At 68.0% G+C, this 16,537-nt stretch carries 17 protein-coding genes; 11 read left to right on the top strand and 6 right to left on the bottom strand.

Translation table 11 applies throughout. The annotated features are described in order from the left end of the window. Positions 1–26 precede the first annotated feature (26 nt). Entirely contained in the window at positions 27–1,028 is a 1,002-nt protein-coding gene (gene galE, locus GO308_RS16505) for a UDP-glucose 4-epimerase GalE (protein ID WP_240886221.1), read from the bottom strand. 237 nt (positions 1,029–1,265) lie between these two features. Here galE and msrA point away from each other — a divergent pair, with 237 nt between their 5' ends. Further along, on the top strand, positions 1,266–1,811 hold the full coding sequence (gene msrA, locus GO308_RS16500; protein ID WP_066481463.1) for a peptide-methionine (S)-S-oxide reductase MsrA: 546 nt from the start codon (positions 1,266–1,268) through the stop codon (positions 1,809–1,811). A 78-nt stretch (positions 1,812–1,889) separates the two neighbouring features. Then, positions 1,890–2,165: a hypothetical protein gene (locus GO308_RS16495; RefSeq protein ID WP_066481452.1), complete on the top strand. Its 276-nt coding sequence runs from the start codon at positions 1,890–1,892 to the stop codon at positions 2,163–2,165. A 17-nt stretch (positions 2,166–2,182) separates the two neighbouring features. On the opposite strand, the gene GO308_RS16490 is transcribed toward GO308_RS16495, so the two are convergent. Beyond that, a complete protein-coding gene (locus tag GO308_RS16490; protein ID WP_240886220.1) occupies positions 2,183–3,118 on the bottom strand; it encodes an L-threonylcarbamoyladenylate synthase in 936 nt (311 codons plus the stop codon). A 45-nt stretch (positions 3,119–3,163) separates the two neighbouring features. Here GO308_RS16490 and GO308_RS16485 point away from each other — a divergent pair, with 45 nt between their 5' ends. Both GO308_RS16485 and sugE read left to right on the top strand, forming a co-directional pair. Continuing rightward, complete coding sequence (locus GO308_RS16485) at positions 3,164–4,888, top strand: acyl-CoA dehydrogenase (protein WP_066671333.1); 1,725 nt, start codon at positions 3,164–3,166, stop codon at positions 4,886–4,888. 25 nt (positions 4,889–4,913) lie between these two features. Further along, positions 4,914–5,234, top strand: a complete 321-nt coding sequence (sugE, locus tag GO308_RS16480; protein WP_066545794.1) for a quaternary ammonium compound efflux SMR transporter SugE — start codon at positions 4,914–4,916, stop codon at positions 5,232–5,234. A gap of 12 nt (positions 5,235–5,246) precedes the next feature. On the opposite strand, the gene GO308_RS16475 is transcribed toward sugE, so the two are convergent. From GO308_RS16475 to GO308_RS16465, 3 genes are all read right to left on the bottom strand, one after another. Beyond that, a complete protein-coding gene (locus GO308_RS16475; RefSeq protein WP_066481434.1) occupies positions 5,247–5,474 on the bottom strand; it encodes a hypothetical protein in 228 nt (75 codons plus the stop codon). A 116-nt stretch (positions 5,475–5,590) separates the two neighbouring features. Beyond that, positions 5,591–5,947 (bottom strand): GntR family transcriptional regulator, encoded by a 357-nt coding sequence (locus GO308_RS16470; protein WP_066481431.1) that lies wholly within the window; start codon positions 5,945–5,947, stop codon positions 5,591–5,593. A 38-nt stretch (positions 5,948–5,985) separates the two neighbouring features. Further along, a complete protein-coding gene (locus GO308_RS16465; protein WP_240886219.1) occupies positions 5,986–6,567 on the bottom strand; it encodes a nitroreductase in 582 nt (193 codons plus the stop codon). Positions 6,568–6,682: 115 nt separating this feature from the next. On the opposite strand from GO308_RS16465, the gene GO308_RS16460 reads away from it, so the two are divergent. From GO308_RS16460 to GO308_RS16435, 6 genes are all read left to right on the top strand, one after another. Then, a complete protein-coding gene (locus GO308_RS16460) occupies positions 6,683–8,482 on the top strand; it encodes a peptide MFS transporter (RefSeq protein ID WP_066481429.1) in 1,800 nt (599 codons plus the stop codon). A gap of 37 nt (positions 8,483–8,519) precedes the next feature. Then, the gene (locus GO308_RS16455; protein ID WP_066545796.1) at positions 8,520–9,206 is read left to right on the top strand and encodes an NnrU family protein; all 687 of its coding nucleotides are present in this window, start codon (positions 8,520–8,522) and stop codon (positions 9,204–9,206) included. Positions 9,207–9,300: 94 nt separating this feature from the next. Further along, positions 9,301–10,794: an efflux transporter outer membrane subunit gene (locus tag GO308_RS16450; protein ID WP_240886218.1), complete on the top strand. Its 1,494-nt coding sequence runs from the start codon at positions 9,301–9,303 to the stop codon at positions 10,792–10,794. Beyond that, positions 10,794–12,200, top strand: a complete 1,407-nt coding sequence (locus GO308_RS16445) for an efflux RND transporter periplasmic adaptor subunit (protein ID WP_240886217.1) — start codon at positions 10,794–10,796, stop codon at positions 12,198–12,200. Before GO308_RS16450 ends, GO308_RS16445 begins: the two co-directional genes overlap by 1 nt. Beyond that, a complete protein-coding gene (locus tag GO308_RS16440; RefSeq protein ID WP_240886251.1) occupies positions 12,190–12,912 on the top strand; it encodes an ABC transporter ATP-binding protein in 723 nt (240 codons plus the stop codon). Before GO308_RS16445 ends, GO308_RS16440 begins: the two co-directional genes overlap by 11 nt. 328 nt (positions 12,913–13,240) lie before the next feature. Then, positions 13,241–14,449 (top strand): ABC transporter permease, encoded by a 1,209-nt coding sequence (locus tag GO308_RS16435; protein ID WP_240886216.1) that lies wholly within the window; start codon positions 13,241–13,243, stop codon positions 14,447–14,449. Positions 14,450–14,476: 27 nt separating this feature from the next. Here GO308_RS16435 and GO308_RS16430 read toward each other — a convergent pair whose 3' ends face one another. Then, positions 14,477–15,337, bottom strand: a complete 861-nt coding sequence (locus GO308_RS16430; protein WP_240886215.1) for a DMT family transporter — start codon at positions 15,335–15,337, stop codon at positions 14,477–14,479. Positions 15,338–15,514: 177 nt separating this feature from the next. Between GO308_RS16430 and GO308_RS16425 the strand changes: the two genes are divergently transcribed. Then, positions 15,515–16,525: a glycerophosphodiester phosphodiesterase gene (locus tag GO308_RS16425; protein WP_240886250.1), complete on the top strand. Its 1,011-nt coding sequence runs from the start codon at positions 15,515–15,517 to the stop codon at positions 16,523–16,525. Positions 16,526–16,537 lie beyond the last annotated feature (12 nt).

Genomic DNA, 16,537 nt, shown 5'->3' with positions numbered 1-16,537 from the left:
AACAGGGGGGATCGATCCGCCCGACGTCATGCCGTCGCGCGCTCGGCCAGCACCCGCTCCCATGCCAGCGCATCGCGCACGATCCGGTCGAGATCGTCATGGCGCGGCCGCCACGGCAACGCCGCCAGGATCGCCCGGTTGTCGGCGACCAGCGACGGCGGGTCGCCCGCACGCCGCCCCTCCAGCCGCCGCTCGATCTTCACATTGGTGACGCGGTCGACCGCGTCCAGCACCTCGAGCACCGAATAGCCGCGCCCATACCCGCAATTGAGCGTGTGGCTGGCCGCAGGATCGCCGATCAGCAGGTCGAGCGCGTCGACATGCGCCGCCGCCAGGTCGCTGACATGGATATAGTCGCGCACCCCGGTGCCGTCGGGCGTTTCGAAATCGGTGCCGAACACCCCGACATGGTTGCGCTTGCCCGTCGCGGCCTCGACCGCGACCTTGATGAGGTGGGTGGCCCCCGCGGTCGACTGGCCCGATCGCCCCTGGGGGTCGGCACCCGCCACGTTGAAATAGCGCAGCGCGCAATAGTTGATCGGATGCGCCGCCGCGACGTCGTTCAGCATGATTTCCGTCATCAGCTTCGACATGCCATAGGGATTGATCGGCGCCTTGGGCGCTTCCTCGCGCACCGGCACGACCTCTGGAATGCCATAGGTCGCCGCGGTCGACGAGAAGATGAAGTGGCGCACCCCGCACGCGACCGCACTTTCGATCAGCGAACGGCTCGCGGCGGTGTTGTTGCGGTAGTATTTGAGCGGATCGCTGACCGATTCGGGCACGACGACCGATCCGGCGAAGTGCATGATCGCGGTGATCGCATGTTCCCGAAGCGTCGCGCGCACCAGCGCCTCGTCCTCGATCGCGCCCTGCACCAGCGTCGCGCGTGGATCGACCGCCCAGGCAAAGCCCGTGACGAGATTGTCGATCACCACCACCCGCCAGCCCGCATCGCAAAGCGCCAGCACCGCGTGGCTGCCGATATAGCCCGCGCCGCCCGTCACCAGCACCGCCCCGTCGCGCATCATCGCTCCTTCATTTCCGAATCCAGCCCAGTCCGATGATCCGGCCCTAGAGCGGAACGCCGCCGGATTGAAGCGGATCGCGGGGACTTTGGGGTTTTGCGGGAGCATTTTCCGGCCCCCGCATGAACCAGTTTCCTGCCCGCGCGCCCCGCGTATGGATTCGATGCCCGGACGATCCCGCTTTTCGGTGCCCCCGCCCGTTCCTATCTGAGAGGCCGAAGCGAAGGAGATTTCGACATGGCGACTGAATATGCCACTTTGGCCGGCGGCTGTTTCTGGTGCACCGAGGCGGTGTTCAAGGACGTGATCGGCGTAACGTCGGTGGAAAGCGGCTATATCGGCGGCCATGTCGCCAACCCGACCTATCGCCAGGTGTGCGGCGGCGATACCGGCCATGCCGAAGCGATCCGCGTCGGCTTCGATCCGGAACAGGTCAGCTACGCCGACCTGCTCGACATGTTCTTCGCAACGCACGACCCGACCCAGCTGAACCGTCAGGGCAACGACGTCGGCACGCAATATCGTTCGGCGATCTTTCCGCATTCGACCGAGCAGGCCGATGCGGCGCGCGAAGCGATCGTGCGCAACGCGTCCGAATGGCCGGCGCCGATCGTCACCACGATCGAACCGCTGGGCGAATGGTATCCGGCGGAGGATTATCACCAGGAATATTGGCAGGGCGAAGGCCAGCGGAATCCCTACTGCCTGGCGGTAATTCCCCCCAAGCTCAAGAAGTTGCGCAAGAGCTTCGCCGACCGGGTGAAGGCTTCCGCGACCATCTGAGCGGAACCGCGCGGCCGGGTAAAGGGTTCACCGTCGTCCGCCACGCATCCTCGCGTGGGCGGCCGATGGAGAAACAAGATGCGCAAGCAACTGGCGGCCGTCATCGCCGCGACCCTGATCCTGCCGCTGGCTGCCTGTGGCGGCGATGGCGACGATGCGCTGGCCGAGCGCGCCGAGGAAGCGGCGGAGGCCAATGCCGAAGCGATGGAAGCCGCCGGTGCCAACGAAACGGTGACCGACCGGATCGAAGACGCGGGCGAAGCACGCGCCGACGCGATCGATGATGCCGACCCGGATGTCGACGAGATGACCAGCGATCAGCAGAACGCAATGGTCAGCGGCAACGCCATGTAAAAGCTGAAATGGCCGGCTCAGCGCGCTGCGGCGCGCGCGAGCCGGTCGTTGATCGCCTCGCCGATCCCGTGCGCCGGCACCGGCGCGACCGCAATCGCGCGGGCGTCGCTCGCATCCGCGCGGTGCAGGGCGTCGAACAGCCTCGCCGCCGCCTCGATCAGATCGCCCGACGCCGACAGGCTATCGTCGCCGGCAACCTCGCCAAAGCCGATCAGCCACTCGCCCGCGTGCGGCGCGGTCGCGTTCAGGCGCAGCGGCTTGGCCGGAGCGTAATGGCTGGCCAGCTGCCCCGGCGCACTGATCGCGGCATCCCCCGCCGCGCGCGCATAGCCCAGCGCCTCGCCCGGGATCGGGCCCGGCCGCAGCACCTGTCGTCGCGCCGGATCGACGATGGTGGATTCAAGTCCGCCCGGCGTCGCGCCGTCGTCCAGGATCAGCGGAATGCGTCCGCCCAGGCTGGCGGCGACATGCTCGGCGCGCGTCGGGCTGATCGTACCGCTGGCATTGGCCGACGGCGCCGCCAGCGGACGTCCGGCGGCGGCTAGCAGCGCGCGCATCGCCCGGTGCGCCGGGCTGCGGATCGCGACCGTGCCGAGACCGGCCGTCACCAGCGCGGCGACCGGCGCGTCGGCCGCCAGCGGCAGCACCAGGGTCAGTGGGCCCGGCCAGTATCGCTCGACCAGAGCCAGCGCCTCGTGATCGAAACGCGCAATTCCCTTTGCCTGATCAAGGTCGAGCACATGCACGATCAACGGATTGAAACTGGGTCGCCCCTTGGCGGCATAGATGCCCGCCACCGCATGCGAATCGGTCGCGTCTGCGGCCAGGCCATAGACAGTCTCGGTCGGCACCGCGACGCAGCCGCCGACGGCGATCACCCGCGCGGCGGTATCGATCGCCGCCGCGCCGTAGGGTAAGATGCGGGTCGCGAAACTGGGATTTGGCGCGCTCACCCGAGCGGCCTATAGCTGCGCCGAAGCCGCGACAAGAGAGGACCGATGACTTTCACCCCCGCCACCATCGAACAACGTTTCGTGCTGGATACCGTCGTCCGCATCGACGAATTGGCCGCCAGCGACCGCTTCGGCGCCGCCAGCCCTGACCTGGTCGACGCCGTGCTCGAAGGGGTCGGCCAGTTCGCGGCCGGGGAATGGGAACCGCTCGACCGGGTCGGCGACACCGTGGGAGCAAAATGGACCGATCAGGGCGTGGTCATGCCCGCAGGCTTCCGTGCCGCGTACCAGGCCTATGTCGAGGGCGGCTGGGGCACGATCGGCTCGCCCGAGGCGTTCGGCGGCCAGGGTCTGCCCTTTGCGCTGTCCACCGCGGTGCTGGAGACGCTGGGCACCGCCAACATGAGCTTCGCGCTGTGCCCGACGCTGACCGTTGGCGCGATCGAGGCGCTGGCGCATCACGGTTCGCCCGAGCAGCAGGCGCTGTATCTGCCGAAGCTCGCGACCGGCGAATGGACCGGGACGATGAACCTGACCGAACCACAGGCGGGATCCGACGTCGGCGCGCTGCGATCGAAGGCGGAACCGCGCGACGACGGGACCTTCCGGATCACGGGCACGAAGATCTACATCAGCTTCGGCGACCATGACCTCGCCGACAACATCGTCCACCTGGTGCTCGCGCGCACCCCCGATGCCCCGCCGGGCACCAAGGGGCTGAGCCTGTTCCTGGTTCCCAAATATCGCCTCAACCCCGACGGCACGCCGGGCGCGTTCAACGATGTCCGCGTCGTGTCGATCGAGCACAAGATGGGCCTGCACGCCTCGCCCACCTGCGTCCTGTCGTTCGGCGACAATGGCGATTGCGTCGGCGAACTGATCGGGGCCGAAGGCGGCGGCATGCGCGCGATGTTCACGATGATGAACAATGCGCGGCTGAACGTGGGTTTGCAGGGCGTCCAGGTCGCCGAGCGTGCGACGCAGAAAGCGGTGCACTACGCCCGCGACCGCATCCAGTCGGCGCGCGCCAACGGATCGAGCCGCGAGCCGGTCGCGATCATTGAACATCCAGACGTTCGCCGCATGCTGATGCGGATGAAGGCGCAGACCCAGGCCGCGCGCGCGCTCGTCTATCTGGCGGCCGGCCAGGTCGACCGCGCGACGCTGGGCGACCGCGAGGCGCAGGCGATGCTCGACCTGCTCACCCCGCTCGCCAAGGCGCACGGCACCGACATCGGCAACGAGGTCGCAAGCCTGGGCATCCAGGTGCATGGCGGCATGGGCTATGTCGAGGAAACCGGCGCCGCCCAGCCGTTCCGCGATGCGCGCATCACGCCGATCTATGAAGGCACCAACGGCATCCAGGCCGCCGATCTGGTCGGGCGCAAGCTGAGCATGGACAATGGCGGCGTGTTCGAGCGCCTCATTCGCCAGATGCTCGACGAGGCCCAGGACGCGACGCTGCGCGACGTCATCCAGCTGGCGGGCGAAACCGGCCGCGCGCTGCTCGCCTCCGACGTCGATGACCGGTTGGCGGCGAGCTATCCGTTCCTGACGATGACGTCGATCGCGGTGTGCGGCTGGCTGATGGAAAAGCAGGCGCGCGCGGTCGAGAGCTTCAGCGGCGACCCGCAGTTCAAGGCGATGAAGCAGGCGGCGTGCCGCTTTTATGTCGAGCAGGTGGTGCCCGAAGCCTTTGGCCTCGCCCGCGCCGCGCGGGCGCCCGCGGCGGTGCTTTATTCGGTGCCGGCGGAGGCGTTTGCCGCCTGAGGCGGATCCGACAGGAGACGCGCGCATGACGAACCCATGGTTTCAGCTCGTGATCGCGGGGCTGCTGGAAGTCGCGTGGGCGATCGGGATGAAGCAGTCGGCGGGGTTCACCCGGCTGTGGCCGTCGGTGTTCACGATCGTGGCGATGATCGCCAGTTTCAGCCTGCTTGCCAATGCGATGCGGGCGCTGCCCGTCGGCACGGCCTATGGGGTGTGGACCGGGATCGGCGCGGTGGGCGCGGCGATCCTGGGAATCGTGTGGCTGGGGGAAAGCGCGTCGCTGCCGCGACTGGGCGGCATCGCGCTGATCATCGGCGGGATCGTGACGCTCAAGCTGACAGCCTGACGCGCGTGTCGTTCAGGCGGCGAGCGGTGCAGGCTGCGGCAGGTTGATCCGGATCAGCCCCGCCCCCCGCATGCCGCCATCGTTCAGCGGGATTGCGGTGGCGCAAAAGGCGCATTCGGCGGTGACGCGCCCGACCAGCCAGTGCGTCCGCCCGCAGCCCGGGCAATGATTGGCTTCGTTGGCATGATAGGCCACGCGATACCCGGCGCGGCCGGGCACGACCTTCGTGAATTCGTGCATGACGGCGACTCCTTACGATCGGATTCCATCCGACCAATCGGCAACGATGCGACGGAGCGAATGGTTCCGTCGGCGCGCCGAACATGCCGCCCGCCAGGCCGGCGCGAAAACGCGGATCAGACGGTGGCGTTGCCGACCAGCTGCCCGGCATCGAGCCCGAGCAGGCGGATCTGGTCGCGGATTCGCGGCCACCGCGATTCGAGGAAATATTTGCGCTCGGCCGCACGCAGGCGTTCCACCGCGCCGTCGAGCACGAACATGCCGACTCCCCGCCGCACCTCGACATAGCCTTCGTCCTGGAACCGCTGATAGGCCTTCGCCACGGTCAGCGGGTTGGCGCCGTGCTCGGCCGCCAGCGCGCGCACCGACGGGAGCTGGTCGCCGGCCCCGAACTCGCCGCGCAGGATCGCGGCGACGATGGTCGAGCGCAGCCGCAGATAGACTGGGCTCTCGTCGTCCTCATAAGCTGTCATGCTGCCTTAATACACTATTTGGCTCCGGGGTCCAGTGGTCATCCCGTCCAAACGCTGAGCAGCTGGTCGATATCGGGGCGCGGCCGCTCCTCGAGCGCGGCGCGCGGCGTGCCGATGAAAACGAAACCGGCGATGCGTTCACCCGCCCCGCCGAACGCATCGCGCACCCGGTCGGAATAGGCCGCCCAGCCGGTGACCCAGCCGCCAGCAAAGCCCAGCGCATGGGCGGCGTGGAGCAGGTTCATCGCCGCAGCGCCCACCGACAGCTCCTGCTCCCACACGGGAATATGGCTCTCGGCTCGCGGGCGCGAGAGGACCACGACCAGTGCCGGCGCCTGGCGGGCAAAGGCGTCGACCGCCTCCAGCTCGACGCGCCCGGCATCGGGCTTGTCGACCAGATATGCGTCGCGCAGCAGCGCGGCAAAGGCACCGCGTGCGCCGGTCGGCACCGCAACGAAGCGCCAGGGGCCAAGCTTGCCATGATCGGGTACCCGCGCCGCCATGGTCACGATATCGCGCAGTTGCGCCGCATCGGGGCCGGGTTCGATCAGGTCGCGCGGCCGCCCGGAGCGACGCGTGCGCAGATGTGTCAGCAGCGAGGAGGTGTCGTTGAGGATCATGCCGCCCCCTTATCGCGCGAAGGCAGATATTTACACCCGGGCATTTGCCGCTAGGTTCCGCCGCAACCAAAATGGCGGCACGCGCCGCCGCGACAGTTCAGGGAGCCCAGGATAGATGGTCGACGCACCGACCGCGGATAACCCGCGCGAGCCGGATATTACCCATACCAATCCGGCCACCGGCGAAACCTGGTTCGGCCATCCGCGGCAGCTGGCCCGGCTGTTCACCACCGAAATGTGGGAACGTTTCGGCTATTACGGCATGCGGGCGCTGCTCACCCTCTATCTGACCCAGCATTTCCTGTTCGGCGATCGCCAGGCGACGGGCCTGTACGGTGGCTATACCGCACTTGTCTATCTGACGCCGCTGGTCGGCGGCTATCTGGCCGACCAGTATCTGGGATCTAAACGCGCGGTGAAGTTCGGCGCGGTGCTGATGGCGCTGGGCTATCTGACGCTCTGTTTCGGCGGCGAGACCGCCAAGCCCTTCGCCACCATCGACGGCCAGCGCTACGAGGTGACGATCGAGCGCGACGCGACGACGGGTGCCGAAACGCGCTATGTCGTCGATGGCGCGAACAAGCTGGCGATCAAGGGCAATGACGACGGTACCGTCGCCCTGCTCGGCGCCGACGGCACCGCCACCCGCACGGTCGCCGCCGGCGGCTTTTCGTCCGACGGCGAACGCAGCCCGTTTCATGTCACCTTGATGCTGGTGGCGCTGTGCATGGTCTCGGTCGGCAACGGGTTCTTCAAGCCCAACATCTCGACGATGGTCGGCGAGCTGTATGAACAGGGCGATCGCCGCCGCGATGCGGGCTTCACCATCTTCTACATGGGCATCAACCTGGGTTCGCTCGGATCGCAGATCCTGTGCCCCTGGCTCGCGGTGGCGGTCGGCTGGTGGGCCGGCTTCGGTCTCGCTGCCTTCGGCATGATGCTGTCATGGCTGCTGATCCAGTTCGACGGCGGCAAGCTCAACGGCTATGGCGAGCCGCCCGCTGACCAGCCCGCCAACCGGGCGATCGGCATCTTTGCGCTGGCGACGATCGGGGTGCCGGTCTTCTACCTGCTATTCGTCAACCTGATGAACGCGCCCGAGCCGGTGCCGGGATCGGGCATTGTCGGCTACATCCTGTCGTTGCCGCTGATGGGCAAGCTGTTGTTCGGCACCTTCCTGGTCTCGGTGCCCGGTATCCTCATCTGGTCGGCCAGCGTCGGCGACCGGCGCGAGTTTCAGATGATGCTGGCGGCGATGACGCTGATCGTGTTCAACGTCGTGTTCTGGACCCTGTTCGAGCAGGCGGGATCGAGCCTGACGCTGTTCGCCGACCGCAACACCGACCTGTCGGTGTTCGGGCTGTTCTCGATCACGGCCGGCCAGACACAGTTCTTCAACGCCTTCTTCATCGTCGTGTTCGCGCCGATCCTGTCGGTGCTGTGGACCCGGCTGGCAGCCCGCGGGATCGAACCGTCGATTCCGGTCAAGTTCGGCATTGCCCTGATCGGCGTCGGGCTCGGCTTCCTGTTCCTCGTCCTTGGCGCGCAATATGCCGGGCCGGATTTCAAGGTCGCGATCTGGTGGCTCGCCGGCCTGTACCTGATCCACAGCCTCGCCGAGCTGTGCATCAGCCCGGTGGGGCTCAGCATGGTCACCAAATTGTCGATCGCACGCGTCGTCGGCCTGATGATGGGCGTGTGGTTCCTGTCGATCTCCGTCGCGCAATATGTCGCCGGGGTCGTTGCCCAGGTCGCGTCGGTCGAGACGGTTGGCGGCCAGGTGACCAATCTGAAGGTCAGCCTGGACACCTATAACGGCGTGTTCTGGACGATCGGGCTGATCTCGGCGGGAATCGGGCTGCTGCTGCTCGCGCTGTCGCCGCTGATCCGCAAATGGATGCACGGGGTGCAGTAAGCCGCGCGGGGCCGCCGCGACGAAAGGGGGGACGGCCATGTCCATGCTGATCATCGCGATCACCGCATTCGTCGGCTCGCATTTCGCGTTGTCGCACCCGTTGCGCGCGCCGCTGGTGCGGGCGCTGGGGCAGCAGGGGTTCATGCTGGTCTATGCGCTCGTCGCCTTTGCGACGCTGGGCTGGACCGCGCATGTCTATCAGGCGATGCCCGCCCAGCCCCTGCTCTGGCCGGTCGGCGACGTCTTGTGGGCGGCGGCGACCGTGCTGATGCTGTTCGCGTCGGTGCTGTTCGTCGGGTCGCTGATCGGCAATCCGGCGCTGCCCGATCCAAAGGCGACAGCGAAGCCGGTGCCGGCGGCGCGCGGCGTGTTCGCGATCACGCGCCATCCGATGATGTGGAGCTTCGCGATCTGGGCCTTGGTCCATATCGCCATCTATCCGACGCCCGGCAATATCGCGCTGTGCCTGGGCATCCTCGTCCTGGCGCTGCTCGGTTCGGCGCTGCAGGACCGCAAGAAGCGCGATCTGCAACCGGAGTTCTGGCCGCAATGGCAATCGGCGACATCCTATTGGCCGTTCGGCGCGATCGCGGCCGGGCGCACGCGGCTGGGCGGCTTTCGCGGACATGATCTGGCGGGGGGTGTGGTCGTCTGGCTGGTCGCGACATGGGCGCATCTGCCGCTCGCCGGCTGGGCGGCGGGGATCTGGCGCTGGATCGGCTGAACGCGTCCAAACCGGATCGATCAGTGGCGCGCTGTTACAAAGTGCGACAGCTTCGCTGTGGACGCCGCGCGGCAAGCCCGCCATCAGGGCAATCATGACGTTGCGGTTCCGATCCCTGATGCTGGCCGGCCTCGTTCCGCTCGCGGGGTGTGCGGCCGGTCCCGATTATCGCCCTGCCCCGCCGGCGGCCCTCGGCGTGCCGGAGGGCTATTCCGTCCCTGCCCAGGCGACGCCCCAGCCCGACCTGACGCGCTGGTGGGCGAGCTTCGACGATCCCATGCTCGGCGAACTGGTCCAGCAGGCGGCGACCGAAAATCTCGACGTCGGCCAGGCCGTGGCCCGCCTGCGCCAGGCGCGCGCGCAGCTCGCCCAGTCGCGCGCGGCGCTGCTGCCCAGCCTGACCGGGGGCGTCAACTATACGCGCAACCAGACGTTGCGCGGCGGCGCGGGCGTCAACACCCTGCCCGACGGCACGATCATCTCGACCGGCGGCGGCGGATCGAGCGACAGCTACTCGCTCGGCCCCGATGTCAGCTATCAGGTCGACCTGTTCGGTCGCAACGCACGCACGATCGAGAGCGCACGCGCCAATTACGAAGCGAGCGGCTTCGACTATGCGAGCGTGCTGATTGCCACCCAGGGCGAGATCGCCCGCAATTACGTGCTCGCGCGACTGGCGCAGCAGCAGCTGGCCAATGCCCGGCGTTCGCTGGACATCCAGTCGGAAAATCTGGAGATCGCGGGTTTCCGGGTGCAGGCGGGGCTCGTCTCGTCGCTCGACCAGGAACAGGCGCGCGCGCAGCGGGCACAGACCGCCGCGACGGTGCCCCAGATCGAACAGAGCTATAATCAGGCGGTTTCGCGCCTCGGCGTGCTGACCGGCCGTGCGCCGGGGGCGCTCAAGGCGCAGCTGGAGCAGACCCGGCCGATTCCGCGCGGCCCCGCCGCCGTCGCGGTCGGCATCCCCGCCGACACGCTGCGCCAGCGCCCCGACGTGCGCAGCGCCGAACGCCAGCTGGCCGCCGCCACCGCCCAGATCGGCGTGGCGGAGGCCCAGCTTTATCCCGCGCTCAGCATCGGGGGCAGCATCGACACCAACGCCAACGCCATTTCCGACCTGTTCGACATCATCACCGGCCGCATCTTCCTCGGCCTCTCACAGACGATCTTCGACAATGGCCGGCTGCGCGGCCAGCTGCGGTCGGCGCGTGCGGCGGCGGACGGCGCGTTCCTGGCCTACAAATCGTCGGTGCTGACCGCGCTCGAGGATGTCGAGAATGCGATCGTCGCGCTGCGCACCGCGCAGGCACGCGAGGCGGAATTCCGCATCGCCTATGACGCCGCCGATGCCCAGGCACTGCTGGCGCGCACGCAATATCGCTCGGGCCTGACCGATTTCACCACGCTCAACCAGTCGGAAAGCCAGCTGTTCGCCGCCGCCAACAGCCTGGCCCAGGCGCAGGCCGATCAGGCCAATGCGCTCGTTCAGCTCTACGGCGCGCTCGGCGGCGGGTGGGACAGCGCGACGGTCCCGCAAGTCGATCAACTGGCGGAAAGCACCGCCCTTCAAGCCAATCGGAACAAGTGATGGCCGACCAGTCCAGCCCCGATCTCGACACGTTCCTGGGTGCAAAGCAACGCCCGCGCTGGCGCACCCGGCTCTACTGGGCGCTGGCGGCCATCGGTGTCCTGCTGCTCATCCTGGCGGCGATGCGCTTGTTCAGCGGCCCCGAAGCGCCGCGCTATTCGACGCAGACGGTGACGCGCGGCAATCTGGAGGTCAGTGTTTCGGCGACCGGCAAGCTGGCACCCACCAATCAGGTCACGGTCGGCTCCGAATTGTCGGGGCTGGTCACGCGCGTGCTGGTCGACGTCAACGACCGGGTCGCCAAGGGCCAGCCGCTGGCGCTGATCGACCCCGCCCAGCTGGACGACCAGATCCGCCAGACCCAGGCACAGCTTGCCGCCAACCGCGCGGCGGTGGCCCAGCAGCGCGCGACGCTGACCGAGGCGCAGGCGACGCTGACCCGGTTCGAGGAGGTGAGCCGCCTGTCGGGCGGGCGGGTGCCGGCGAAGACCGAACTCGACACCGCGCGCGCCGCGGTCGGGCGCGCGATCGCGAATGTCCGCGCCGCCGAGGCCAATGTCCAGGCGACCAGCGCCCAGCTTTCGTCCAACCAGACGCAGCGGTCGCGCGCCGTCATCCGCTCGCCCGTGAACGGCGTCGTGCTGGCGCGCCAGGTCGATGCCGGCCAGACCGTCGCCGCTTCGTTCAATACGCCGACCCTGTTCGTCATCGCCGAGGATCTGAGCGCGATGAAGCTGGAGGTCGCGATCGACGAAGCCGATGTCGGCCAGGTCCAGCAGGGCCAGCGCGCGACCTTCACCGTCGATGCCTTTCCCGGCGAGCGTTTCCCGGCACAGATCACCCGCGTCGATGTCGGCTCCAACCTGTCGGCACAGGAGGCGTCGGCTGCGACGACCAGCACCACCACGTCCGCCAATCAGGTCGTGTCCTATGCCGCCGTGCTCAGCGTCGACAATCCCGGGCAGCGGCTACGCCCCGGCATGACCGCGACGGCGGAGATCGTGACGAGTTCGGCGGGCAATGTCCTGCTGGTGCCCAACGCGGCGTTGCGCTTCACCCCGCAGGCCGAAGGTGCGGGCGGCCAGGATGCGGGCAGCGGCGTTGCCGGGGCGCTGATCCCGCGCGGCCGTCGCTTCGGCCGCGGCGCCGAGAAGACCGCCGAGATCGGCCGCGGTTCGCAGCAGACCGTCTATGTGCTCGGCGCCGACCGCAAGCCGCAGCAGGTCAAGATCACGACCGGCAACAGCAATGGCCAGATGACCCAGGTGACCGGCGGCGATCTGCGCCCGGGCATGAAGGTGATCGTCGGCCAGCTGTCGGGTGGCGAGGAAGCCCGGTCAGGCGGCGGTGGTGGCCGGCGCCAGGGTGGTGGTGGTCCCGGCGGCGGGGGGCGGCGTGGCCAGTAACCCGCCCGACCCCATCATCCGCCTGCGCGGCGTCACCAAGACCTATGGCGAAGGACCGACCGCGTTCCAGGCGCTGAAGGGGGTCGACCTCGACATCTCCGCTGGTGATTTCGTCGCGGTGATGGGACCCTCCGGGTCGGGCAAGTCGACGACGATGAACATGCTCGGTTGCCTCGACGTGCCGTCGAGCGGGACCTTCGAGTTCAAGGGCGTCCATGTCGAACGGCTCGACCGCGACCAGCGCGCGCTGCTTCGCCGCAAATATCTCGGCTTCGTGTTTCAGGGCTTCAACCTCCTGGCGCGCACCAGCGCGCTCGAGAATGTCGAGCTGCCGCTGCTCTATCGCGGTGAGTCGCGCAAGGAACGGCAACAGGCAGGCATGGCCGCGCTCGAACAGGTCGGGCTTGCGCCATGGTGGAAGAACACGCCTGCCGAACTGTCGGGCGGTCAGCAGCAGCGCGTGGCGATCGCACGCGCCATCGTGACCAACCCCGACGTCCTGCTCGCCGACGAACCGACCGGCAATCTCGACAGCGAACGCTCGATCGAAATCATGGAGCTGCTCACGCGCCTGAATCAGGAGCGCGGCATCACCGTGCTGATGGTCACGCACGAAGCCGACATGGCGGCATTCGCGCGCACGATCGTCCATTTCAAGGACGGCCTGGTCGAACGGATCGATACCGGGCACCGCGCCGGGGTGCCGGTATGAGGGTGATGCGGTCTTTGCGTGCCCCTCACGCCGTTTGGGCTGAGCGTGTCGAAGCCCCGTTCTTCTTCATTGATCACTGCAAAGAAGAACCGTTCTTCGACAAGCTCAGGACAAACGGATCGGGGTTCGGAGGGAGAAACCCGTTTATCCAACCCCTCTCCCCTTGTGGGAGAGGGATGCGCAGACTTGGCAGCTTGCTGCCTAGTCGGAGCTGGGTGAGGGGAGAGCGCCGCCCGATCATCGCGAGCCGCGACCCTCTCCAAGCTCCACTAGCCGCTTACGCGGCAAGTTTCGCTATCCTCCCCCGTCGAGGAGGAGGGAGGTAATCATGCTCGGCACCACCTTCACGCTGGCCGTCCGGTCGATCCTGCGCCACAAGCCGCGCTCGTTCCTGACCACGCTGGGCATCATCATCGGCGTCGCCGCGGTCGTCACGATGGTGACGCTGGGCAAGGCGACGACGGTCGCCGTGCAGCAGCAGATCGCCGCGCTCGGCACCAACATTCTCCAGGTGCTGCCCGGTCAGGGCTTCGGACGCGGCGGCGGCGGCCCGCGCCCGCCGGATTTCGAGATGGCCGACGTCGAGGCGATCCGCGAGCAGATCGCCGGCGTCGCCGCCGTCGCGCCGACCGCGCAGGCGAGCGCGACCGCGATCTTCAACGGCGCCAACTGGTCGACCCAGATCAACGGCACCACCAACGCCTTTTTCCAGATCCAGCCCTGGAAGCTGTCCGACGGCCGGCTGTTCAGCCCGGCGGAGGAACAGGCAGGCAAGGCGGTGTGCATCCTGGGCAATACCGTCGTCACCAACCTGTTCCGCAGCGGCGGCGCGGTGGGCAGCCGCATCCGCGTCGGCAACGTGTCGTGCGACGTCGTCGCCACGCTGCAGCCGCGCGGCCAGGCCGGCTTCGGCGGCGATCAGGACAATGTCATCATCATGCCGATCAAGACGGTGCAGCGCCGCTTCACCGGCAATCGCGACATTCGCGCCATCCTGGTCGGCGTCGACGCCGATTACCAGACGTCGGCGGTGCAGGCGTCTCTGACCAGCCTGTTGCAGGAGCGCCGCCGGATCCAGCCGGGCCAGGACGACAATTTCTTCATCTTCGACAGCCGCCAGTTCACCGACACCTTTACCCAGACGACGCAGCTGCTGACCACGATCGTGACCGCGGTGGCCGCGATCAGCCTGATCGTCGGCGGCATCGGCATCATGAACATCATGCTGGTCAGCGTGACCGAACGCACCCGCGAAATCGGCATCCGGCTGGCGATCGGCGCGGTCGGGCGCGAGGTGCTGACCCAGTTCCTGGTCGAGGCGATCGTGCTGTCGATGCTGGGCGGCATCATGGGGCTGTTGCTCGCCCAACTCGCCATCGGGCTGATCGCGCCGCTCGCCAAGCTGCCCTGGCTGTTCGATCCGGCGATCAACATCGGCGCCTTTGCCATTTCCGCATTGATCGGGGTCGTGTTCGGCTTCTTTCCCGCCCGTCGCGCCGCCGCGCTCAACCCGATCGACGCGCTTCGCCACGAATAGGGGCAACCGGGCTGGACCCGGCTCGGCTCAACCCGCGAACTGCAGCAGGATCAGGCCGGCCACCAGCATGAACGCGGCCGCGATCCGCGGTGCGCCCGACCCCTCGCGCAACAGGCGCGCGCCGAACACGGCCGCCCATACCACCGCGGTTTCGCGCAGCGCCGCGACCTTGGCGGTCTCGATCAGCGAAAAGGCGTAGAGCGCCGACCCGAACGACAGGACCGACAGTGCGCCTGCCGCGAGGCCATAGCGCCAGCGCGCCGCTACAACTGCCATTACTTGTCCGCGCCGCACCGCCAGCGCGGTGATCGTCACCAGCACCCAGTCGACCATGAACAGCCAGACGATATAGGTGACCGGCGTCGGCGCGATGCGCACGCCGCGTGCGTCCGCCACGCTGTAGAGCGCGACCCCGATCGCGGTCGCACCAGCCCAGCCGAGCGCCGCGGCGTCGGGATGCGCCCGCCAGCCGCCACCCTGTCGCGGCCAGGCGAAGGCGATCACCGCGACCGTCGCGATCGCGAGCCCCAGCCAGCCGATCGCGCTCAGCCGTTCGCCCAGAATCACCGCGGCGGCGAGCGCGGTCAGCAGCGGCGCAGTGCCCCGCATGATCGGAAAGACGAGCGAGAAGTCGCCCCGCTCGAGCGCGCGGATCAGGCAGATCTGATAAGCGAAATGCACGGGTATCGCCCAGCCGAGCGCAGCCAGCGTCGCTGCGTCGGGCCATGGCACGACCAGCGCGAAGGGCGCGACCATCAATGCCGAGCTGGTCGACAGCACCGCGCGCCCGACCAGGATGTCGCTGCCCAGTTTGACCGCCAGATTGGCCGTCGCCAGCGTGATCGCCGAAAACAGTCCTAGCGCGATCGCGAGTGTCGTCGCGTTCATCGCAACCGGCCGCGTCGGGCAACCACTCGCACGGTGCGCGGCTTGATCGGCATCATTCCCCCGATAGCGTGCGCCTGGCACGAGACTGTAACATCGGGTGCCTAGCGCAGTTCGAGGCAGGGAGAGTGCAAAATGTTGCAGATCATCGTGGCGCTATCGCTGGCGGGGGTGCAGGAGATGCCGATGCGCGACGCCCCGCTCCACCCCCCGATCGTCATCGCCCATCGCGGCGCCAGCGGCGAACGGCCCGAACACACGATCGCCGCCTATACGCTCGCGATCGAACAGGGTGCGGACTTCATCGAACCCGATCTGGTGCCGACCAAGGACGGCGTGCTGGTCGCGCGGCATGAGAACAACATCACCGATACGACCGACGTCGCCGCGCATCCCGAGTTCGCCGATCGCAGGACGACCCGGACGATCGACGGCGAGACGATGACCGGATGGTTCACCGAGGATTTCACGCTCGCCGAGCTGAAGACGCTGCGCGCACGCGAGCGCCTGCCCCGGCTGCGTCCCGACAATGTCCGCCATGACGGCCGGTTCGAGGTGCCGACGCTGGCCGAAGTGATCGCGCTCGCCCAGCAGCACACGGCAAAGACCGGGCGGCGGATCGGCATCTATCCCGAAACCAAGCATCCGGGATACTTCGCGTCGATCGGCCTGCCGATCGAACCGGCGCTGGTCGCGCAGCTGAACGCGGCAGGCTGGGACGATGCCGACGCGCCGGTGTTCATCCAGTCGTTCGAGGTCGAAAACCTGAAGCGGCTGAAGGGCATGACCCGGGTCCGGCTGATCCAGCTGATCGCCGATCAGGGAGCGCCCGCCGACGGCAGCTATCCGAGCTATGCCGCGATGACGACGCCGGACGCGCTGCGACGGATCGCGGCCTATGCCTGGGGTATCGGACCAGCCAAGGGGCTGGTGCAGCCAGGCGACGGCCCCGTGACGACGCTGGTGCGCGATGCCCATGCCGCCGGGCTTGGTGTCCATCCCTGGACCTTTCGCGCCGAGAACTTCTTTCTGCCCGCCAGCCTGAGGCGCGGCGACGATCCCGCCGCGCACGGCGACCTCTCCGCCGAAATCGCCCGCTTCCTCGACCTCGGCGTGGATGGCGTTTTCTCCGACTTCCCCTATGCTGCCGTTCGGGCGCGGGATGCGGCACGGGGCCGCTCGCCCGAGTAAGGAGCGCGAGGG

This window comes from Sphingomonas sp. SFZ2018-12 (genome assembly GCF_022496715.1).
In the GTDB taxonomy this organism is placed as follows: Bacteria; Pseudomonadota; Alphaproteobacteria; order Sphingomonadales; family Sphingomonadaceae; genus Sphingomonas.
This window is presented reverse-complemented; position numbering and strand designations above follow the sequence as displayed.

Bases quoted from the DNA above. Each gene is read 5' to 3' on its own strand.
- GO308_RS16450 (WP_240886218.1), top strand. From the start codon at position 9,301: ATGACGTTGCGGTTCCGATCCCTGATGCTGGCCGGCCTCGTTCCGCTC.
- sugE (WP_066545794.1), top strand. From the start codon at position 4,914: ATGACGAACCCATGGTTTCAGCTCGTGATCGCGGGGCTGCTGGAAGTC.
- GO308_RS16425 (WP_240886250.1), top strand. From the start codon at position 15,515: ATGCCGATGCGCGACGCCCCGCTCCACCCCCCGATCGTCATCGCCCAT.
- GO308_RS16465 (WP_240886219.1), bottom strand. From the start codon at position 6,567: ATGATCCTCAACGACACCTCCTCGCTGCTGACACATCTGCGCACGCGT.
- GO308_RS16435 (WP_240886216.1), top strand. From the start codon at position 13,241: ATGCTCGGCACCACCTTCACGCTGGCCGTCCGGTCGATCCTGCGCCAC.
- GO308_RS16460 (WP_066481429.1), top strand. From the start codon at position 6,683: ATGGTCGACGCACCGACCGCGGATAACCCGCGCGAGCCGGATATTACC.
- GO308_RS16475 (WP_066481434.1), bottom strand. From the start codon at position 5,474: ATGCACGAATTCACGAAGGTCGTGCCCGGCCGCGCCGGGTATCGCGTG.
- galE (WP_240886221.1), bottom strand. From the start codon at position 1,028: ATGCGCGACGGGGCGGTGCTGGTGACGGGCGGCGCGGGCTATATCGGC.
- GO308_RS16485 (WP_066671333.1), top strand. From the start codon at position 3,164: ATGACTTTCACCCCCGCCACCATCGAACAACGTTTCGTGCTGGATACC.
- GO308_RS16445 (WP_240886217.1), top strand. From the start codon at position 10,794: ATGGCCGACCAGTCCAGCCCCGATCTCGACACGTTCCTGGGTGCAAAG.
- GO308_RS16495 (WP_066481452.1), top strand. From the start codon at position 1,890: ATGCGCAAGCAACTGGCGGCCGTCATCGCCGCGACCCTGATCCTGCCG.
- msrA (WP_066481463.1), top strand. From the start codon at position 1,266: ATGGCGACTGAATATGCCACTTTGGCCGGCGGCTGTTTCTGGTGCACC.
- GO308_RS16470 (WP_066481431.1), bottom strand. From the start codon at position 5,947: ATGACAGCTTATGAGGACGACGAGAGCCCAGTCTATCTGCGGCTGCGC.
- GO308_RS16430 (WP_240886215.1), bottom strand. From the start codon at position 15,337: ATGAACGCGACGACACTCGCGATCGCGCTAGGACTGTTTTCGGCGATC.
- GO308_RS16455 (WP_066545796.1), top strand. From the start codon at position 8,520: ATGTCCATGCTGATCATCGCGATCACCGCATTCGTCGGCTCGCATTTC.